The organism is Streptomyces telluris (assembly GCF_024519335.1).
Taxonomy (GTDB): Bacteria; Actinomycetota; Actinomycetes; order Streptomycetales; family Streptomycetaceae; genus Streptomyces; species Streptomyces telluris.
The window spans coordinates 130,987-146,655 of the sequence record NZ_JANIID010000013.1 but is presented as its reverse complement, the minus strand read 5'-3'; the positions used below and the strand labels follow the sequence as shown (position 1 = coordinate 146,655).

Sequence of the window (15,669 nt, the reverse complement as noted above, 5' to 3'; positions counted from 1 at the left end):
TGAAGCGCCGCCGGCCCCGCCACCACGCCCTACCGGTGCGAACGACCTGGCTCAGTTCCGTCAGGCCAGCTGGATCCCAGGCCCGGGCAGAATCCGTTCCGCCGGGCCGGGCTGTTCCTTCTCCCACCGGGCCTCCAGCAGGATGATGCCGTCCGATCCCTGCATCCAGCTCGGGCCGCAGCTGACCGCGACTCCGCCTTCGGCGTGTTTCACGACCCGCCCCGGGGTGCCCCGGTAGGCGCGGACGGGGCGCTTGGCGCGCTTCACGTACAGCTTCCGCCCATCGACCGTGCACCAGGCATTGAGGAAGGGATCGCTCTGTGCCCTGATGAGGTTGAACAGATGATTGGTGGACAGTGACCAGTCGATGCGGGTGTCGGCTTCCGTAATGCGGTGGTAGAAGGACGCCCCCTCCGTCGGCTGAGGCACGGGCTGCACGTCCTGGGCAATGCGGTCCAGCGCGGTGAGCACGGCGTCGGGGTACTCGCGCAGCAGTGCCGCGTAGACCGAGCCGGCCGTCTCGTCCTCCCCGATGGGCACCTCGACGGTATGCAGCACCGGGCCGGTGTCGAGTTCGCGTTCCATGACGTGCACGGTCAGGCCGATCCTCGATTCCCCGTTGCGGATGGACCAGTTGACCGATCCGAATCCCGCGTAGGCGGGGAGCAGCGCGTCGTGGACGTTGACGGGGTAGCGGGTGGGGATGTTCAGGACGCTCTCGGGGAGTCGGGTGCGCCAGTTCGCGGAGACCAGTACCTCGGGGGCGGCTTCGCGCAGTACGGGCAGCACCTGGGGTTCGTCGGCACGGCGGGCGAAGCGGAAGGGCAGGCCGAGCTTCTCGGCGAGTGTGACGACGTGCTGCTCTCTCAGCCCGGCGTAGGCCGGTTCATGGGTGACCACCATCGTCACCTCGTGGCGTTCCGCCAGCGGTCCCAGCACGGTCGCGCCGATCTCTCCGTAGCCGAGGAAGACGATCCTCATGTGAAACCTCCGGGGGTGGCGGGGCCCTCGGCCCACAGGGCATCCATGGTTTCGTGGCTGACGGGCTTGCCGAGGTCGGACCGGGACGCGTAAGCCATGTTGACGATCAGCCGCCGTCCGGCGTGGAGGGGGTGCACGCGATGCAGGGTCCGGTCCGTGCGCATGACGTACAGGTCGCCCGGCGCGAGCAGCAGTGGGTGAGGGGGACGGTCGATGAGCAGGCGGTGCAGCCGAGAGTCGTCCTTGTCCCAGGTCGTGTGGGGAACGCATTCGACGAATCCGCCGTCGGCGGGTGGCGGGCAGTCGATCACCCAGACCAGGGCGAAGCTGTAGTCGTCCCAGTGCCAGCCATGTGTGTCCCCGCGGACGGTCAGCTCGGTGATCACGTACTGCTCGGGCTCGTACGGGCACTCCAGGACGTCCTCACCGGCAACGTGGCCGAGAGCCCGGCGGAGGGCCGGGTGGCCGTACAGGGCGGGTATCAGGCGGCCGTGCCGGTGAATCTCTCGTCTGCGGACGTTGCGCATGCGGCGTGGGGTGAAGCCGGTCTCGGCGAGAGCCATGTCCCGCCGTACGCCGTGCGCGGCGGCCAGAGCGCGGGCCTCGGCCCCCAGGTGGGCCTTGACCAGGTCCGGCGCCAGGAATCCGGCCTTGACGAAGCCGGTCTCCGCGAAGGCCGTGCGTGCGTCGGCCAAGCAGCGGGAGCGCCCAGCACCGGCGAGGTGCTCGTCGAACGAGGTCAGCAACGCGCACGTCGAGGCATTCTGCTTCTGCGCGGCGGAACCCGCCGTAGTGCCCGGGAACGGCCCCGGGCCGGTGCCGGAGGCGCTCACCGTACGTCGCTCCACCAGCGTTCGACCACGTGCGGGTGCGAGCGCAACCAGCCCCTGAGCGCGTTCTCCCCGTACGCCGCCGGCAGCGGGTTGTCCGGAGCCCGGCCCACGCCCCCGGCCGAGGTGGCGAACCGCGGTGGCAGCGGCATCGGTTCCACGACCGCATCGAGCCGGGGCGAGAGGAAGAACGCGGCCGCGTAGCGGTCGGTGCCCGGCGGCGGGCTGACCACCCGGTGCTCGGCAGCTGTGAGGTAGCCGTCCGAGGCGATCTCCAGCATCTCCCCCACGACGATCAGCAGGGTGTCCGGCCGTGATGACGCCTCGGCCCACTCCCCTGCCCGGGTCCGTACCTGCAGGCCGCTGATCCCGTCCTGCTGCAGCAGACCCAGGTAGCCGTAGTCGCGGTGCGGGCCGATACCGGCGCCGGCTTCGCCGGCATGACGGCCCGGGTAGTGCAGGAGCTTGAGGAACCATGCCGCTTCGTCGTCGAACCAGCGGTCGAAATAGTCCGTGCCCTGGCCCAGTCCCCCGGCGATCAGCCGCATCAGCCGCTGGCCCACGTCCTGGACCGTGGCCTGCCAGGCGAGCGTGACGGTCCGCAGCTCCGGCAGCGCCGCCGGCCACTGGTTCGGCCCGATCAGACGGAGGTAGGGCGGATCGTCGGCACCAAGGGTCCGTGGCAAGCGCTCCGGCCCGACATCGAACTGCTCCCTCCAGTCCGGCAGGCCGTCGGTCTGCTCGCCACCGAGCCGCGAATAGCCGCGGAACTGCGGCGAGTGCAGATTCTCGATCTCCCGTAACGGGGCTGGCGGCAGAGCGAACAGCCGCCGCGCCATTCCCAGGACTCCGGCCGAGAGCGCATGGGGAACACCATGCCCGATCACGTGAAAGACACCCGTCTCACGGGCCGCGGCCAGCACTTGGAGCTGCAGTTCCGCACCGTCGGCAAGAGACAGGTCCACGACGGGCAGCGAACCGTTGTCGGCCATGCTTCTCCCCTTCCGGTCCGGCGGCGTCCGCACCCGTCGCCCGGACCGATTGCCGGCCTGCGGGGCCCGGTCTACTCGGTAGTGATGGCCAAGTCATCCGTCTGCTGCGTGCGCCGACGCTACCGAACCGTCCGCTATTCTGCCCGGTCTCCGTAGCCGTAAAGCGCGCCCCTTGACGCATCAGCAACGCTTCACGAGGGCCCGAACGGTGTGGTCCGGCCGACCGGTCTCCGGAAGGGATGCGGTTGTGCTGGCGGCACCCGCAGCATGCTCTTGGGAGAGCCGGTCCGCGCGGGTCGCATGACTAGGCCCATTCGCCCTCGTCGCCCCCGGCTTCCGCAAGCCCTGTGAGAGCCTCGCTGTTCCTCCAGATGCGCGCGCCGTTCTACGGGTGAGCGCTTGGGGAGGCACAACGGTGTGCGCGCTGCCTCCGCCTCTCTCGTGTATACGGTGGTCTCGAGGGTCTTGCGTACGCGTCCACGTCTTCTTGGCCCAGCCCGGCTCGGCATTGCCCGGGTACGCAGCAAAGGTCTCGGCGGCCTGACCACCTGCCGACGGTGAGCCGGAGGGCGCAGGTCGGTTCCCTGGACGATCACGGCACCGTCGCCTCCGGCCGTGGCATCCGTGCCGCCGTCTCCGTTTCCGCCGGGTATGGCGTCGAATCCTTGACGGCGTCCGCTGCCGCTACCGCAAGCCGCACCCTCGTCACTGGTGCCGCCACGCCCCTGCCTGTCCGTGGCATGCCCCGTTGCCAGGCCGGGCAGCATGGGAGACCGTCAAGAGGCAACGAGTCGGCGAGCGCGTCCCGGCAGGGGCCCCAGCGACCGGGCTTCCGCCTCTGGAGGATGACCAGTGACCGCACGGACCCTGGAACTGATCGACCACGGGCGCTATCCACTGCACGACCTCGCCAGCGATGCCGGCCGACGCTTCGTCGACGACGCACGCCTGACCTTCTCGAGGGAAGGGCTGATTGCGCTTGAGGGCTTCCTGCGCCCTGGCACCACCCGGCGCATCGTGCACCATGCTCTGTCCGACGAGAGGCAGGGCGGTCACCGATTCTCCGGAACCAGCGACGTCTTCTTCCACACCGAGGCCGGCGAAGACCGCCAGACGGGCCTGGCTTACACCAAGACCGACGTGCCCTACGACCGCATCTCACCCCTCTCCCCCGTGCGTGCCCTGTATCAGTGGGACCTGCTGCTCGACTTCATCACCGCGGTGGTCGGCGGCCCGGTCCACCGCTCAGCCGATCCGCTCGGCGCCGCCGTCGTGCAGATCCAACGTGACGGCGACCAGCAGGACTGGCACTTCGACATCAGCGAGTACTCCGTACTGCTGCACGCCCGGGCCCCCGAGTCCGGCGGCGTCCTGCAATACGCCCTCCGCTCCCGTGACCGGGTGCGGCGTGACCCGGACGCCTTCCGGCGCATCACCGCCGAGGACCCCGCCGCCCCTCTCCGGCACCTGCCCACTGCCTCCGGCACGCTGGTCCTGCACGCCGGGAGTGTCTCCATGCACCGCGTCACCCCCGTCCGCGGCCGCACGCCCCGCATCAATGCCACCTTGACCTTCAATTCCAAGCCCGGTCAAACGCTCAACGAATACACCCGGCGACTTCACTTCGGCCGAGATCACTGAGTCCTGGCCGCCCAGGCTGCAGCGGCCTCGGGCACCCGCCGGCTCGGACGGGTGGCATCGGCTGACGTGGGTGACAACGAACGTTGCGCACCATGGAAGCCAGGAGGATCTCGTCGACTGTGCCCGGATCTCCGCCTGTCCGAGGACAACAGAAGGCCGGAGCCGACAAGCTCGTCACGAGCGGCTCGTGGTGGTAGCCGACCAGGTCGTCCGCCGGGCGCTCCTGTGCAGGCTCAACGGTGACGGACACGGGCCAGCGAGCCAATTCGGACACGGCGTACGGAGCTTCTGCTGGACCAGGAACACCAGCTCCCGGCTCACCGCCAACTATGCTTACACCACTGCAGGTTGAATCTGCACCCACCGGCAGAGGAGGTTCCGTGGTGGTTCGCCATGCGACCCGCATTACCGCGGCCGAGCGCGACGTCACCGTGGTCAGCGGGACGCGCGCGGTAACCGATTGGGCGCTGCGCTACCTCGGCCGGTGGTGGCAGGCGGCCGAGGCCGGCGCCCCGTTTACCGAGCCTCTGGTCAGCGCCGACGTGGACGAGAACCAATTCGCCAAGTACGTACAGCACCTGACATCACGTGCACACCGGCAGACGGTGTACGCCAACGCCCCGACGTTGTACGAGAACGGCAGCGGCGGTATGGTCACGGCCGCCCAGCCCGGCGACCGGCTCGGCTACCGGGTGCGGCCCGGGCACATCCGCATCGTGGGGTGCGACGAGGAGTCCGTGGCCCTGGCCGCTGCCCGGCTCGCCCGTGAGGTCGTGCGCGGCCGGCTGCTGCAGGAAGGCTGGTCGATCCTGCGTGCCTCGGCGGTCGTCCGCGGCGACCGGACCATTCTTGTGCTGGGCAGTCACGGCGCGGGCAAGACCACGTGCGCCCTGTTGCTGGCACGGTGCGGATGGCAGCTGTTGGCCAACGACCGGGTCTTCGTCCGCCCCGCCGGCGACGGCGTACGGGTCCTGCCCTGGCCCTCGGCAGCGGCCATCGGCCTGGGGCTGCTGGACGCCCTCGACCTGTACGACCCGGTACGTGAGCACACCCTCCGCGGCGAACGCCTGCACCCCACCCAGGACCGGCGGGTCACCGACGCGCTCGCGGCAGGCCACCGCACACCGCTGTGGAACGACAACGGACGGGAGCTCAAGCCGCAGTTCTTCCCCGACCAGCTCGCGGACTGGCTCGGCCTTGCACTGGCCGCAGAGGGACGCGCCAGCTGCCTGCTGTTTCCCCGTACCAGCCCCACCGCCACCGCGGCCGAGACCCACGAGGACCGCAGGATCGGCGAGGACGACTTCTTCACCGGCACCACCGAAGCCCGCTACCCCGACATCTTCCGCATCCTGCCCGACCAGCGAGCGACCGTCGGCCCCGCACTCGCCTGCCTCGCCCGGTTGCCCCGGCACACCCTCACCCTCGGACATCACGTGGAGGACAACACTGCCCTTCTCACCCTCGTCAGTACCGTAGGCCCCAAGGACGGTGTCAGCAGGGAGGCTTGACCATGTAACGATGCCCGACCACGGTGTGCTCCCGCACAGCCTCCAAGTACCGGGCGAGACGACTGGCGACGGAGGTGAGGGCGATGGGGGCGAACTCACCGCGCAGATACCCGGGCACACCCGGCAGACTCAGCTCACGGCTGTCGATGCAGTGGGCCTTCGCGGTGTGTTCCCGCAGGAAGCCCCGGGCGCGCTCGGCGATCGGCCGGGTGGCATCCTCTCCCAGGAGCAAGACAGCCGCCTGCTGGGGGGGGTGAGCATCTCGCACGCACCGTGGAGGAACTCCCCCGCGTGGAAACAGGCCGCGTGTTTCCACTGCCGCTCCATCAACGAACACATCGCCAACGCGTACCCGCTGCCGTAGTTGGGCCCGGCCGCCAGCACATAGATGATGACCTCATCAGCCAGCGCGGTGGCGATCGAGCCGTTGAGATCCTCGGTCTCCCGCAGCGCCGAGAACAGCGTGCCGGGCAGCGCCGCGTACACCTCGGAGAGCACGGCGAAGTCGCCTTCGGCACCGAGCGCCTCCAGCAGTGCGTGGGCAAGCTGCCCGAACAGGACCTGTCGGGGCTCCACGACGATGTCACAGCTGCGATAGGCACAAGCCAGGTCGGCCCTCGCCGCCAGGGCGCTGGCCGCACTGCGGGTGACGGCCACGACATCATCGCCATCGTGTACTGCTGCCCGAGGTAGTTCTGGAAGGAATCGGCCTGCTGCTTCGGGGCCGCTTCGAGGAGGCCGTCGGGGAAGTCGACACGGATCGTGCGGGTGAAGAGGGTTCCTGGGCCCGAGGGCGCGAACTCGTAAGTGATCGTCTGGCAGCAGGGGTTCCCGCTGCCCAGTTCCGCCTGCGAGACGATGGTCAGGCGTGTGTTCGGGGTCGCTTCCTGGACGGTCCAGGGGAAGGTGTACTCCGTGTCGCCCTCCGGTCCTGCGGCGTGCTCGACGAAGGTGTCTCCGCCCGCCAGGGGGCGGGCCGGATCGCCCGTCACCGGGGTGATCCGCAGAGTGACGCCGTGGTTGATGGCGGGCCAGTTGCCCGCGTCGGCCAGCACGGACGCCGTAAAACCATCGCCCAGGTCGTGCAGCAGTCCTCCGCAATGGCCGGCGCCTTGGGGGGGATCGTGGTCCGTGACCTCGGCGAGGGCGCGCACCATCCGGCGGGCGAACGGCGACGAGCGAGAGCGCCGGGCAGCCTGGGTATCGGAGGAGTTGCCGACCTCGATGCCCGCGCCTGTGTCCCGCAGAGCGCCCCGCGACCAGGTCGGCACCGTCCTCTTGCCAGTTCACCGAAGCGTGGTCGGGGACGACGGTCCACGAGCGGATGAGCGCGGCGCGCTCCTCGGGACCGGACGCGATCCACGCCCCCGCGGTGACACCGACAGCGATCCCCGGGGACGGCGGCGCGCACCGCAGTGACGGTCTCCGCGACGATCGCGGGACCGAGGGTGTCCGCGCCCTTCGGGCCCTTGGGACGCAGATGAATGTCCTCGACCCCGGCCCCGACCGGACCCGGGGCACGACGCCACGAGTCCGGCGGCCGAGGGGCGAACGAAGCTTCTTCCGGCCGTCCACGTGGAGACGCCGTGCGGTTTCGCCGCGGCGAAACCGCACGCCCCCGGGATCCCTTCAGGCCGCGCTACCGGCTGTCAGACGCGCTCCAGGCGCCATTTCTGCGCGTTGGTGTCGTTGAACGTGTACTGCTGCACGTTGGCGCTGTTGTCCATCGACATGCCGGCGACGTCCACGGCCTTGCCGCTGAGGACGTTGCTGATCACGAAGATGCCATCGTCGACCGGGGTGACCCACCAGCGCTGGTTGGTGCCGCCGTTACCCGTCCACTGCTGGATGTTGGCGGTGTCCTGGAGGCCGGCCTTGTCGACGTCGAGGAACAGCCCGCCAGCCTTGGAGATGATCTCGTACTCGCCTGTGACGTCCCACGGGGACTGGCGACCTGCGCGCCGTACAGCCTTGAAGGTCCACTGCTGGTTGGGGCCGCCGTGGCGGGTGTACTGGCCGACGTTCGCCCCGCTCTCCTTCTCGTTGCCCAGGATGTCCAGCACCTTGCCGCTGGCGACGTTGGTGAGGATGTAGGTGCCCTCCTCGACCGCCGGTTTGCGGGCCGCCTGTGCGGCGTCCGAGCCGTGCGGGAAGATGCGTATGGAGGCCGTCCGGTTCTTCAGCGCCGGGCCCAGGGTGGTGCGGGAGGCACCCACTATGGCACCGAGGTCGTCGATCTCCCGCGTGTCCTTCTCCGCGATGGACGCAAGCTCGTCGCGCGGGCCCACCTGGGCGGCGAAGCCCTTGAAGTCCGCCTCGACGTGCAGGGCGAGGCTCTGCTCGGTGTGGTCCACCACCGACAGGACACGACCTTCGAAGCCGAACGCCCGGACGTCGCCCAGCGTCTGGTCGGAGAGCAGGACGCGGCCACGCTCCTTGGTGTTGAAGTCCTCGTGCTCGTACAGCGCGTACCAGCCCTTAGGGCACACCTCGACGCCACTGCCCTCGAAGATCTTGACCGTCACCCTGGTTCCGTCCTTCTCTGATCGCATCTCCCGCGTACCGCGGGCCACATGATCACTCTAGGGTCCCGACCGCATCACCAACAGTGATCAAATCCAGTCACTGACCCACACGATCCGGGCGGCCGGGCAACCCGGTCGAGCGCGGCGCCCGAACCGCCGGGAGGCGGGGTGCGCGAAGGTGTGCGACGGTGGGGCCATGAAGGTGGGAATCATCGGTACCGGCCGGCTCGGCAGGGCGCTGGCCGGGCATTTCACGCGGGCCGGGCACCAGGTGAAGGTGGCGAACTCCCGCGGTCCGGACACCCTGGCTCCGCTCGTCGGCGAGCTCGGCAAGAACGCGTCGGCCGGGACGCCGCAGGAGGTCGCCGACTTCGGCGAGGTCGTCGTCCTGGCCGTCCAGTGGGACCAGAAGGAGAGCGCGGTGGCCTCGGTCTCCTCCTGGCAGGGACGCACCGTCCTCGTCCCGGTCAACCCGCTGCGGGAGACGGCGAGCGGCCTGGAGCACGCGGACACCGGCGGCCGCCCGCCCACCGAGGTCATCGCCTCGCTCCTCCCGGGCGCCCTCGTGGTCAAGGGCTTCAACACCTACCCCTCCCAGGTCCTCGCCCAGGACCCGGCCGTCGACGGCGGGCGCCGCATCGTCCTACTCGCCGGGGACGACACCACCGCGAAACGGAAGGTCGCCGACCTGGCCGACAGCGCCGGCTTCCAGGCCGTCGACACCGGCACCCTCGCCGAGGGCGGGCCCCTGTTCGACAGCGGCGGACCGCTCGGCGGCCCGCGCAAAGACCTGCTCGCCCTCTGATTCCGTCGGGACGGAAGAGGACGAGCGACATAGCACCCGTCCCGGGCCTCGGCCCCGTCGGTATCTTGAAGCAGCTGGTTGCGAACGGACGATCCGGCCGAGGCCGGACAGGTCGGCCAGGCCGCCGCGGCGCTTGAGGACATGGGCTTCGCGGCCCTGTGGATCGGCGGCAGCCCGGGCATCGACCACGCCGCCCACCTGCTCGCGGCGACGAACCGCGTGATGGTGGCCACCAGCATCCTCAGCATCTGGCAGTACGGGGCCGCCGACGTCGCCGCCACGGCGCGCCGCCCCCGCGCCGGTGCCCGCCGGCCGGCGGGTACTGGCTGCGATCGGCCCGAAGATGCTCGGCCTGGCCCGTGACCCCGCGGCGCGCGCCATCCCGTACCTCGTCACACCGCAGTTCACCTCTCAGGCCCGCGACATCCTCGGGGACCAGTCCTTCCTCGCACCCGAGATGGATGAAGGCCGCTCTCGACACCGACCTGACCCGCGCCCGCCGCACCGCCGCGTCTACCTCACCACCTATCTGGCCCTGCCGAACTACACCAACAGCCTCAAACGCGCCGGCTACGCCGACGAGGACTTCGAGAGCGGCGGCAGCGACCGTCTCCTCGACGCCCTCGTCGCACTCGGCGACGCCGACCGCACCCGCACCCGCACCCGCACCCGCACCCGCACCCGCACCCGCGTCGAGGAGTACCCGAAGGCGGGCGCCGATCACGTGGCTGTACAGGTCGTACTGCCACGGGGACAGGGATACAGTGAGCTTGCTCCGCTTTGACGGACACGGCGAATTCGGCGCTGGTGTACTGACATCCGCGGTCCGAGTGAAAGATCACCGCACGGGCCGGCCGACGTTGCCGGCAGGCCGTCTTGAGGGCGTCGGCGACCAGCTCGGTCCGCAGATGGTGCGCCGTGGCCCAGCCGACCACCCGCCGGGAGGCGATGTCGATGACGGTGGCCAGGTACAGCCAGCCCTCATCGGTGGGAATGTAGGTGATGTCGCCGCACCAGCAGGTGTCGAATGCGGCCGTTCCGGGAGCGAAGTCGCGGCCGACGAGTTCGGGCCGGGTACCGGCTTGCGGGTCCGACCGCTATCGAGTGGTACGACTTCTTCCTCTACGGATCCGCCGCCGCGCTCGTCTTCAACAAGCTCTTCTTTCCCGGGTCCGATCCGATCGTCGGGACGCTGCTTTCCTTCCTCACCTACGCCGTGGGCTTCGTTGCGCGGCCCGTCGGGGCGTTGGTGTTCGGGCATTTCGGGGACCGGCTGGGGCGGAAGCGGTTGCTTGTGGTGAGTCTGGTGATGATGGGGGGTGCTACGTGCGCCATTGGGGTGTTGCCTACCCATGCCGCCGTCGGGTCGCTGGCGCCCGTGTTGCTGACTCTGCTCCGGCTCGTGCAGGGGTTTGCGCTGGGTGGGGAGTGGGGCGGGGCTGTGTTGTTGGTGTCCGAGCACGGGGATGCCAAGCGGCGGGGGTTCTGGGCTGCTTGGCCGCAGACCGGGGCTCCTGCCGGGCAGCTGCTCGCCACCGGGGTGCTGTCCGCGCTGACGGCGCTGTTGTCCGATGCGGCGTTCCTGTCGTGGGGCTGGCGGGTGCCGTTTCTGTTGTCGGGGCTGCTCGTGATCGTGGGGCTCTGGATCCGGCTGTCCGTGGACGAGTCGCCGGTCTTCAAAGCCGCCCTCGCACGGGCCTCCTCCGGTGAGCCGGAGAAACCGCCCCTCGTCGCGGTGCTGTGGGACCACTGGCGCGACGTCCTGGTCGCCATGGGTGCCCGTATGGCGGAGAACATCAGCTACTACGTCATCACCGCCTTCATCCTCGTCTACGCCACCGAGCACACCGAGCTGTCCAAGCAGACCGCCCTCGACGCCGTGCTCATCGGCTCCGCCGTGCACTTCGCGGCCATCCCGGCCTGGGGTGCCCTCTCCGACCGGATCGGGCGGCGGCCCGTCTATCTGACGGGAGCCGCGGGCGTGGGGCTCTGGGCGTTTCCGTTCTTCGCGCTCGTGGACTCCGGGAGTTTCGGCGGGCTCGTGACTGCCGTGACGGTCGGGCTGGTGCTTCACGGTGGGATGTACGCGCCCCAGGCGGCCTTCTTCTCGGAGATGTTCGCGACGCGGATGCGGTACTCGGGTGCCTCGATCGGCGCGCAGTTCGCGTCCGTGGCTGCCGGTGCGCCGGCCCCGCTGATCGCCACCGCGCTGCTCGCGGAGTACGACAGCGGCACGCCGGTCGCCTTGTACGTGATCGCCGCCGTCGTGCTCACTCTGGTCGCGGTCGCTCTCGCGCCGGAGACGCGCCACCGTGACCTCGACGATCCGACGGCGGCGGGGGCGAAGCAGGGGCCGGGGTCGGGGCTGCGAGACGGTGGAGCCGGAGCGCCAGCTGGATCTCCAGGGAACGGGCAGGGGTCTGCCAGTCCGGGCCCAGCAGGCGGCCGACGCGGTCCAGACGCTGGGCGACCGTGTTGACGTGCACGTGCAGGGCGTCCTTGGTGCGGGCCGGGCTCATGCCGGCGGCGAAGTACGCGTCCAGGGTGGGGACGAGCGCGGTGCCGCGCCGCGTGTCGTAGTCGACGACGGGCCCTATGGTGCGGGCCACGAAGCGGCCGATACGGTCCTCTCCCCCACCTCCGCCCCCGGCGCCATTGCCCGCGTCGGCGAGCAGCAGCCCCACGAAGCCGAAGTCGTCGGCGGCCGCGCCTTCTCCGTCCCGGCCGAGCACGTGCAGCACATCGAGGCAGCGTCTTGCCTCGGCGTAGGCGTCGGCCACGGCTCCGGGGCGGGCCGTCGGAGCGGGTACGGGTGCGGAGGCGCCCACCGTGACGCCGCCGGGGACCGCGGCGCCGAGCTGGCGGGCGGCACGGCAGGCCGCTTCGGACGGGCTGTGCCGCCCATCATGCGGCAACAGCAGCACCGTGCCACCGTCCCGGGCCGCGGCCAGGCCCTGCCGGGTCGCCGCCAAGTGGGACGCTGCGGACCATAGTCGTTGCCGGTGGTCCGCGGGTGGGGACGGCCATGTGATTGCGGACCCGTCGCCGACGCGACCTCCCTCATGCCTCGCCTGACTCGGTTCATTCGAAGCACAGCCTCGCGCGGCATCTGTCGTTCCCTCCACCACCCTCGCCGCCAGGACCACGTGCGGTGTGTCCAGGTCCGCGCGCAAGCGTGCGGCGCGCTCCCTCAGCAGGCGCGGGTCGCGGCCGGGCGCGTCAAGGAGGTCGTCGAGCAGCTCGCCCCGTACCCGCTGCTCGGCCTCGCCCGCCTGGCGGCTTGCGAGTTGCAGGAGTGAGGTGACCATGGCCGCCCGTTCCAGGGTGCGCTGGTCGACGGGGTCGAGCGCAGGGTGCCCGTGCAGGACCAGGGCGCCGAGGAGTTCACCGCCTGCGGAGACCGCGGCGTACCAGCCGTCCTCGTGCCGTACGGCGCGGGAGCGGTCCACGGCGGTTGTGGGGAACTGGCCGGCCTCCAGGAAGGTGACCTGTCCGCCGAGGCTCTCCGCGACGGCCGCGGCGACATCGTGCACGTCGCCGCCGTGCAGGACGAGTGAGGTGAGCCGGTCGTGGACGTCGGAGGCGCGCTCTATTACGGCGCTGCGGTCGCGGATGATCTCGTTTGCGGCCTCCAGCCCGGCAAGGGCGCAACGGGTCTCGGCCAGCAGGTTCGCCGTGTCGATGGCCACGGCGGCGTGTGCGGCGAACGAGGCGAGGAGCGCGGTCTGCCCGCGTTCGAACGCACGGGCTCGGCGGTCCGCCGCGAAGAGCACCCCGATGACGCGGCTGCCGAGCTTGAGCGGCACGCCGAGGATCGCGACCAGGCCCTCGTCACGGACCCCCGAGTCGATGGCCCGGGTGTGCTGAAAGCGAGGGTCGTCGAAGTAGTCGTCGGTGACGTAGGGGCGGGCGGTCTGGGCGACCAGCCCGCCCAGCCCCTCCCCCATGCCGAGCCGCAGCTGCTGGAACCGGGCCGAGACCGAGCCGTCGGTGACGCGCATGTACGTGTCGCCGGCGGCCTGGTCGTGGAGGGTGAGGTACGCGACGTCCGTGCCCAGGAGAGAGCGGGCCCGCTGCACGATGGCCTGCAGCACCGCGTCGAGGTCACGTAGGCCGGCCAGGTCGTGGGCGGTCGCGAACAGGGCCGACAGCTCGGCCTCGCGCCGCCGCCGGTCCTCCAGCTCGGCCCGTACGCGCAGGGCCAGATGTTTGGCCCGGTCGAGGGCGGCGAGTCGGTCCGGCGGTGCCCCGTCGGCGCGGGCGCGGAGCATCGGACGCTCGTACTCCCCGGCGGGCGCGCCGCGGGCGAGCAGGGCAAGGTACGGGGTCTCGGTGTGATCGTCGAACACGTCGGACATGGGCACAGGCTCAGGCTTACCGCCGCCGGCCGGCGGCGCGCCAGTGATCGGGTGCCCGTGAGTCACCGGATGCCCGTGCCCGTCCGTCAGTGGGCGGTCCATCCGCCGTCCATGGTCAAGGTGGTACCGGTGATGAAGGAGGCGTGCGGTCCGCACAGGTACGCCACCGCCTCGGCGACCTCGCCCGGCTCGATGAGGCGTTTGAGGGCCGAGTCCGCCAGGAGGATCCCCGTGAGCACGCTCTCGACCGGGATGTCGTGGAGAGCCGCCTGGTCGGCGAGCTGCTTCTCGACGAGAGGGGTGCGCACGTAGCCGGGGCTGACACAGTTGGACGTGACTCCGTGTGGTGCCCCTTCGAGGGCGGTGACCTTGGACAGCCCTTCGAGGCCGTGCTTGGCGGCGACGTAGGCGGACTTGTAAGCGGAGCCCCGCAGGCCGTGCACGGAGGAGATGTTGACGACGCGGCCCCAGCCCCGCTCGTACATGTGCGGCAGGGCTCCCCTCAGCAGCCGGAAGGGTGCCTCCAGGAGGAGGGTGAGGACGGCGCGGAACTCGTCCGGCGGGAAGTCCTGGATGGGGCGTACGAGCTGGGTGCCGGCGTTGTTGACGAGGATGTCGGTGCCGGCGGCCGCCTCCTCGGCCGCATCGAGGTCGGCGAGGTCGAGCACCACGCTCTCGACGGCGCCGGGCAGGGAGGCCGCCCGTTCGTGGAGAGCGTCCAGGCCGGGAGCGTCCCGGTCCAGGGCACGGACCCGTGCTCCGGCCGCAGCCAGCCGAAGGGCGCATGCGGCTCCGATGCCGCCCGCGGCCCCGGTGACGAGTGCCGTGCGGCCGCGCAGATCGAGGGCGGTGGCTACCGGGTGAGGGCGCGGATCGGAACGTTCCGGAGGAGACTGGGAGTTCAGCGGATTCGACGGGTTCAGCGGGTTCAGCGGATTCGGGGAGTGGGACGCGGACGCTGTCATGCCCGCACCCTAGGTGGGAGCGACGGCAGACCCGATGTGCTGCACCACCACACTGTCGCTCGGAACCATGGCGCTGAATGACATGCAGTTCCTCCACGACGCTGCGCAGACATGGACGCTTCGGCACGTCAGTTTCGTCACTGCCCAGCCCTGCGCTCGTCGGCAGACTCCTCGGCAGACTCGTCGGCAGAGCCGGGCAGTGGGCGCGTGCCGCAGCAGCAGTCACTCTGCTGCTGCGGCACGCCCCTGCCCGTCAGGCTCTGAGCCTTATCAGCGGCGGGAGTCCGAGTCCTTGGGCGGCTCAATGCGTACCCGCTGTTCGGCAGGTGCGTTCTCGATGTCGTCGAGCTGCCCGATCACCGTGCTGCGCAGGTCGTCGTAGTCCTCGAAGTAGTAGTCGTTGAAGAGCGTGTAGCCCGTCCACATCAGGTTGGCGCACACGCGTGCCGGCACCCGGCCCGTCTGTGCGCCCATGCCGACCAGCGCCACGGACCGGATGCTGCCCGGCTTCTCCTTGTTCTGCCGGTGGATCGTCTGGAATGCGGCGGCGCACGCCAGGGCCACATTCAAGGTCTCCCTCACGTTCTCCGAGGAAGTTTCCATCGTGGGCGTCGATATCAGAAACTTCGGGGCGACCGCCCCGGACGGCACGCACACCGCAGCGCCCACCGGGAGACTTCCCGCGAACTGATCGCGGATCGCCCGCTGCACGCGAAGTTGGATTCCGGCTCCGAGGTGCCGCTTGATGACCGCGTCGACTCCGCCGTCCATCCGGCCCCGGGAATTGGTCGGGGTGACCCAGGCATCGACATCCTCATCGAGGATCGAGCCTTTGCGGATCTCGATCCCGGGGGTGTCGGCGAACGCCGCCCGCCATGCCTCCACCACCTTGGTGTTGATGTCGGTCAGCACCACCCTGAGCGGGGACTGCATGCGGTTCACGGTCATAGTGCGCTCCAATCGGCAACCGGTCCTTCGACCACTTACGAAGCTACCTTGCCCCACTGACAACGCCACTGGCAGCGGCGGTTCGTGACCCGCCATCACGATTGCGAGCGCAC

Annotated in this window: 13 protein-coding genes and 2 pseudogenes; 6 read left to right on the top strand and 9 right to left on the bottom strand. The window is 70.2% G+C overall.

Features of this window, described 5'->3' with window-relative positions; genetic code table 11:
• Positions 1-60: 60 nt before the first annotated feature.
• From NQU55_RS16490 to NQU55_RS16480, 3 genes are read right to left on the bottom strand one after another with little or no spacing between them, the layout of a single operon-like run.
• The gene (locus NQU55_RS16490) at positions 61-981 is read right to left on the bottom strand and encodes a methionyl-tRNA formyltransferase (protein WP_256790777.1); all 921 of its coding nucleotides are present in this window, start codon (positions 979-981) and stop codon (positions 61-63) included.
• Complete coding sequence (locus NQU55_RS16485; RefSeq protein ID WP_168095186.1) at positions 978-1,814, bottom strand: HalD/BesD family halogenase; 837 nt, start codon at positions 1,812-1,814, stop codon at positions 978-980. Before NQU55_RS16485 ends, NQU55_RS16490 begins: the two co-directional genes overlap by 4 nt.
• On the bottom strand, positions 1,811-2,803 hold the full coding sequence (locus NQU55_RS16480; RefSeq protein WP_168095187.1) for an isopenicillin N synthase family dioxygenase: 993 nt from the start codon (positions 2,801-2,803) through the stop codon (positions 1,811-1,813). The genes NQU55_RS16485 and NQU55_RS16480 overlap by 4 nt, the downstream gene beginning before the upstream one ends.
• 852 nt (positions 2,804-3,655) lie before the next feature.
• On the opposite strand from NQU55_RS16480, the gene NQU55_RS16475 reads away from it, so the two are divergent.
• Complete coding sequence (locus NQU55_RS16475; protein WP_168095188.1) at positions 3,656-4,444, top strand: HalD/BesD family halogenase; 789 nt, start codon at positions 3,656-3,658, stop codon at positions 4,442-4,444.
• A 380-nt stretch (positions 4,445-4,824) separates the two neighbouring features.
• Complete coding sequence (locus NQU55_RS16470; RefSeq protein ID WP_256790776.1) at positions 4,825-5,955, top strand: hypothetical protein; 1,131 nt, start codon at positions 4,825-4,827, stop codon at positions 5,953-5,955.
• A 129-nt stretch (positions 5,956-6,084) separates the two neighbouring features.
• Here the strand turns inward: NQU55_RS16470 and NQU55_RS16465 are convergent, their stop codons facing one another.
• Positions 6,085-6,612 carry a phosphoheptose isomerase family protein gene (locus NQU55_RS16465; protein WP_168095190.1) on the bottom strand — a complete coding sequence of 176 codons (528 nt, stop codon included), beginning with the start codon at positions 6,610-6,612 and terminating at the stop codon, positions 6,085-6,087.
• A 992-nt stretch (positions 6,613-7,604) separates the two neighbouring features.
• Complete coding sequence (locus NQU55_RS16460) at positions 7,605-8,480, bottom strand: RICIN domain-containing protein (RefSeq protein WP_168092290.1); 876 nt, start codon at positions 8,478-8,480, stop codon at positions 7,605-7,607.
• Between the two features lie 196 nt (positions 8,481-8,676).
• Here NQU55_RS16460 and NQU55_RS16455 point away from each other — a divergent pair, with 196 nt between their 5' ends.
• The 3 genes from NQU55_RS16455 to NQU55_RS16445 all read left to right on the top strand — a co-directional run bounded on the left by NQU55_RS16455 (position 8,677) and on the right by NQU55_RS16445 (position 10,069).
• Positions 8,677-9,285: an NADPH-dependent F420 reductase gene (locus NQU55_RS16455; protein WP_168092291.1), complete on the top strand. Its 609-nt coding sequence runs from the start codon at positions 8,677-8,679 to the stop codon at positions 9,283-9,285.
• Between the two features lie 78 nt (positions 9,286-9,363).
• Positions 9,364-9,648: a hypothetical protein gene (locus NQU55_RS16450; protein WP_168092292.1), complete on the top strand. Its 285-nt coding sequence runs from the start codon at positions 9,364-9,366 to the stop codon at positions 9,646-9,648.
• Positions 9,629-10,069, top strand: a complete 441-nt coding sequence (locus tag NQU55_RS16445; protein WP_240976266.1) for an LLM class oxidoreductase — start codon at positions 9,629-9,631, stop codon at positions 10,067-10,069. Before NQU55_RS16450 ends, NQU55_RS16445 begins: the two co-directional genes overlap by 20 nt.
• Positions 10,070-10,079: 10 nt before the next feature.
• Here the strand turns inward: NQU55_RS16445 and NQU55_RS16440 are convergent.
• A pseudogene (locus NQU55_RS16440) lies at positions 10,080-10,379 on the bottom strand (DDE-type integrase/transposase/recombinase); the annotation flags it as partial.
• Here NQU55_RS16440 and NQU55_RS16435 point away from each other — a divergent pair.
• Positions 10,313-11,764, top strand: coding sequence for an MFS transporter (locus NQU55_RS16435; protein ID WP_240976267.1), 1,452 nt, complete (start codon positions 10,313-10,315; stop codon positions 11,762-11,764). The pseudogene NQU55_RS16440 and the gene NQU55_RS16435 overlap by 67 nt on opposite strands.
• Here NQU55_RS16435 and NQU55_RS16430 read toward each other — a convergent pair.
• The 3 genes and pseudogenes from NQU55_RS16430 to NQU55_RS16420 all read right to left on the bottom strand — a co-directional run.
• A pseudogene (locus NQU55_RS16430) lies at positions 11,724-13,556 on the bottom strand (helix-turn-helix domain-containing protein); the annotation flags it as partial. The gene NQU55_RS16435 and the pseudogene NQU55_RS16430 sit on opposite strands and share 41 nt — an antisense overlap.
• Positions 13,557-13,729: 173 nt before the next feature.
• Positions 13,730-14,608: a 3-hydroxybutyrate dehydrogenase gene (locus tag NQU55_RS16425; RefSeq protein WP_256790775.1), complete on the bottom strand. Its 879-nt coding sequence runs from the start codon at positions 14,606-14,608 to the stop codon at positions 13,730-13,732.
• A gap of 270 nt (positions 14,609-14,878) precedes the next feature.
• Positions 14,879-15,556 carry a macro domain-containing protein gene (locus tag NQU55_RS16420; RefSeq protein WP_168096690.1) on the bottom strand — a complete coding sequence of 226 codons (678 nt, stop codon included), beginning with the start codon at positions 15,554-15,556 and terminating at the stop codon, positions 14,879-14,881.
• Positions 15,557-15,669: the final 113 nt, after the last annotated feature.